Annotated in this window: 4 protein-coding genes; 3 read left to right on the forward strand and 1 reads right to left on the reverse strand. The window is 68.6% G+C overall.

Going from position 1 to position 3,042, the window contains the following annotated elements; genetic code table 11:
- The first annotated feature begins 59 nt into the window (after nt 1-59).
- The 3 genes from D7Y21_RS40875 to D7Y21_RS40885 all read left to right on the forward strand — a co-directional run bounded on the left by D7Y21_RS40875 (nt 60) and on the right by D7Y21_RS40885 (nt 2,381).
- Nucleotides 60-1,310: a glycosyltransferase gene (locus tag D7Y21_RS40875; RefSeq protein ID WP_121718591.1), complete on the forward strand. Its 1,251-nt coding sequence runs from the start codon at nt 60-62 to the stop codon at nt 1,308-1,310.
- Nucleotides 1,311-1,464: 154 nt separating this feature from the next.
- Nucleotides 1,465-1,866 carry a type II secretion system protein GspG gene (locus D7Y21_RS40880; protein ID WP_121718592.1) on the forward strand — a complete coding sequence of 134 codons (402 nt, stop codon included), beginning with the start codon at nt 1,465-1,467 and terminating at the stop codon, nt 1,864-1,866.
- Between the two features lie 107 nt (nt 1,867-1,973).
- Nucleotides 1,974-2,381: a type II secretion system protein GspG gene (locus D7Y21_RS40885; RefSeq protein ID WP_120561240.1), complete on the forward strand. Its 408-nt coding sequence runs from the start codon at nt 1,974-1,976 to the stop codon at nt 2,379-2,381.
- Nucleotides 2,382-2,575: 194 nt separating this feature from the next.
- On the opposite strand, the gene D7Y21_RS40890 is transcribed toward D7Y21_RS40885, so the two are convergent.
- Nucleotides 2,576-3,042 (reverse strand): YchJ family protein (locus D7Y21_RS40890; RefSeq protein ID WP_233612497.1); only part of this gene is annotated, 467 nt, incomplete at its 5' end.

Consider the following 3,042-nt stretch of genomic DNA (forward strand, 5'->3'; position numbering starts at 1 on the left):
GGGTGGGCGGATGGAGGCGCCCGGGTGGCACCTGCCGGCGGGCGGACACACACAAGGGTATGGCGACGAATCCCGGAGACCCCTACCCCCTCGTCCAGGTCGAGCACTACGAGCGCTACGTGGGCGCGGAGGTGGTGGAGCGCATCCTGGAGAAGGCGCGTCCGCTGCAGGACCTGCGGGTCGCGCACGTCAACTCCACGTACTACGGCGGCGGGGTGGCGGAGCTGTTGTCGCCGCTGACGCTGCTGATGAACAGCGTGGGCATGGCCACCGAGTGGCGGGCCATCCAGGGGCCGCCGGACTTCTTCAACATCACGAAGAAGATGCACAACGCGCTGCAGGGCGCGGACATCCACCTGACGTCGATGAAGGCGACCATCTACGAAGAGGTCGTCTACGAGAACGCGGTGCGCAACCGGTTGGACCACGACCGGGTCGTCATCCACGACCCGCAGCCGCTGCCCATCGTGCGGCACAGCCGCAAGCGCGGGCCGTGGATCTGGCGCTGCCACGTGGACCTGTCGAATCCGGAGCCGTCGCTGTGGGCGTACCTCAAGCCGTTCGTGGAGCAGTACGACGCGACGGTGCTGAGCATCCCGGAGTACGCGCGCGAGCTGTCCATCCCGCAGGTGTTCTTCATGCCGGCCATCGATCCGTTCTCCATCAAGAACCGGGAGATGCGCGACTCGGAGATTGAAGAGCGGCTCCAGCATCACCGCATCCCCACGGACCTGCCGCTGGTGGTGCAGGTGTCGCGCTTCGACCGGTGGAAGGACCCGGAGGGCGTGGTGGCCGCGTGGCGTCTCGCGCGCAAGGAGATGCCGTGCACGCTGGTGCTGCTGGGCAACATGGCGTCGGACGACCCGGAGGGGCAGCAGGTCTACGAGGAGGTGATGCGTCACCGCGACGAGCGGCTCATCGTCCTCAGCCGCGAGGACACGGCGCTGGTGAACGCGCTCCAGCGCCGCGCGGCGGTGGTGGTGCAGAAGTCACTGCGAGAGGGCTTCGGGCTCACGGTGGCGGAGGCGATGTGGAAGGGCGCGCCCGTCATCGGAGGGAACGTGGGCGGCATCCGTCATCAGATAGAGGACGGGCACAACGGCTTCCTGGTGGACTCGGTGGACCAGTGCGCCCAGCGCATCGTGCAACTGCTCCGGAACCCGAAGCTCCGCCACCAACTGGGGCACCACGCGCACGAAACGGTGCGCCGCCGCTTCCTGCTCACGCGCTACCTGGAGCAGTACCTGGACTTGTTCAACGCGTTCGAGGCCCGCTACCACCTGCGGCCCATGCCGCACCTGACGACGTGAGTCAGCGCGAGTCCAGGGCGCAAGGGGGGGGAGTGGGTGCGGCGATTGCACGGGGGGGCGCCGTGAGGCCGCGTGCCTCTTCGGCGCGCCCGGTGCGCGCGGTGACACGACACGGTGGCGCGTCGCACACGACGTTCGCGCCAGAAAGACAGACATGACCTTCCGAAATGGCCTCCGTCCCTGGCTCAGGGCCCATGGCGTGTGGGTGGGCTTCGCGGTGCTGGTCCTCCTCGGCTACGCCGCGATGGCGCTGTACGTGCTGACCCTGGAGCGTGGGGAGCGGCGACGGATGACGGCCCAGGACATGCGGCACATCCTGCTGGTGTTGACGCGGTACACGGAGCGCACGGGACACGTGCTGCCGCCCTCGGCGGGGCTCTCCGTGCTCGCGGAGGAACACCTCCTGGAGCGGCTCCCCGTGGATCCCTGGGGCCATGACTATGTGTACCGCGTGGAGGCGGGTACGCCGGTCATCTTGTCCTATGGGCGTGATGGCATCCCGGACGGCGAAGGCCCGGATGCGGACCTGTCCTCGCGCATCCTCCTGGCGGAGTGAAGCGGGCCCGCGGGTTGCAATGGCAGTCATCCCGGAAGGCAGAGGGGCCTTCCGTGAGGGACACGCTGGCCACGGCCCATGCCGGTCAGCGTGCCGGAAAGACAGACATGGACAAGAAGCAGCGACGTCGGCGCGGTATGACGCTGTTGGAGATCATGGTCGTCATCACCATCCTGGGCCTCATCGCGGCAGCGGTGGGCGTGTCGGTGATGGACCAGTTCGGCCAGGCGAAGCAGCAGCGCGTGGGCCTGGACTTCGGTTCGCTGGGGCAGGGACTCCAGCTGTACGCGATGAAGAAGGGCCGGCTGCCGGACACCACCTCGGGGCTGCGCGTGCTGGTGGAGGAGCGCATCCTCCCGGAGCTGCCGCGCGACCCGTGGGGCAATGACTACGTGTACACGCTGGACAAGGGCGTGCCAGCCATCGTGTCACTGGGCGCGGATGGCGCACCGGGCGGTGACGGCGATGACCGGGACCTCTCGTCACTCGACAAGGACGCGCGGTCCCGAGGATGACGTGAGGAGAAAAGGGTGCTGCCCGAGTGGAGAAGCCAGGGTGTCGTGGCTGATGAGGCCAGGAGCGGATTCGAACCGCGAGCCCCATTGTGGTGGAGCCTTACCAGAGCGTGTAGGGCCTCTCCGGCCGGGCAGCACCTCCAGGGACGCAAATGCCGCGAAAATCCTGACGGGGGATTTTCGCGGCCGCGCCGTCAGTCCGCGGGGAAGGTCTCGAGCGTGAGGGACTCCGGCGGGACCTTCAGCTCGCTCGGCAGCTTGAGGACGCCGTCCAGGTAGCGCCAGCCGGTGCCGTCGTGGCGGAAGTCCGAGCGCTCGACAAAGGACTGGTCCTTCCCCTTCTCGAACACCTTGGCGAAGAAGAGGACGCGGGAAAGCCCCGAGGCGTCCGGAGGCTGGTGGCCCAACACCGCCAGCCCCGGGTACTGGTGGGCCTGGGCGAAGGCGCGCAGCTCGCGCACGACGTCCGCTTCCGGACGGGCCCGCATCGGGTGGCCGGGGTGGAGCGTCTTCCAGAGGTAGGCGGCGTCGCGCTGAGCGAAGGCGCTGTAGCGGCTGCGCATGAGGCGCTCCGCGTCAGGCGCCTCCGCCTCGCCTTTGTGGAAGGGGGCGCAGCACTGCTTGTAGCGCTGGCCGGAGGAGCAGGGGCACAGGGGGGCGG

Source organism: Corallococcus sp. AB045 (genome assembly GCF_003668895.1).
Classification (GTDB): domain Bacteria; phylum Myxococcota; class Myxococcia; order Myxococcales; family Myxococcaceae; genus Corallococcus; species Corallococcus coralloides.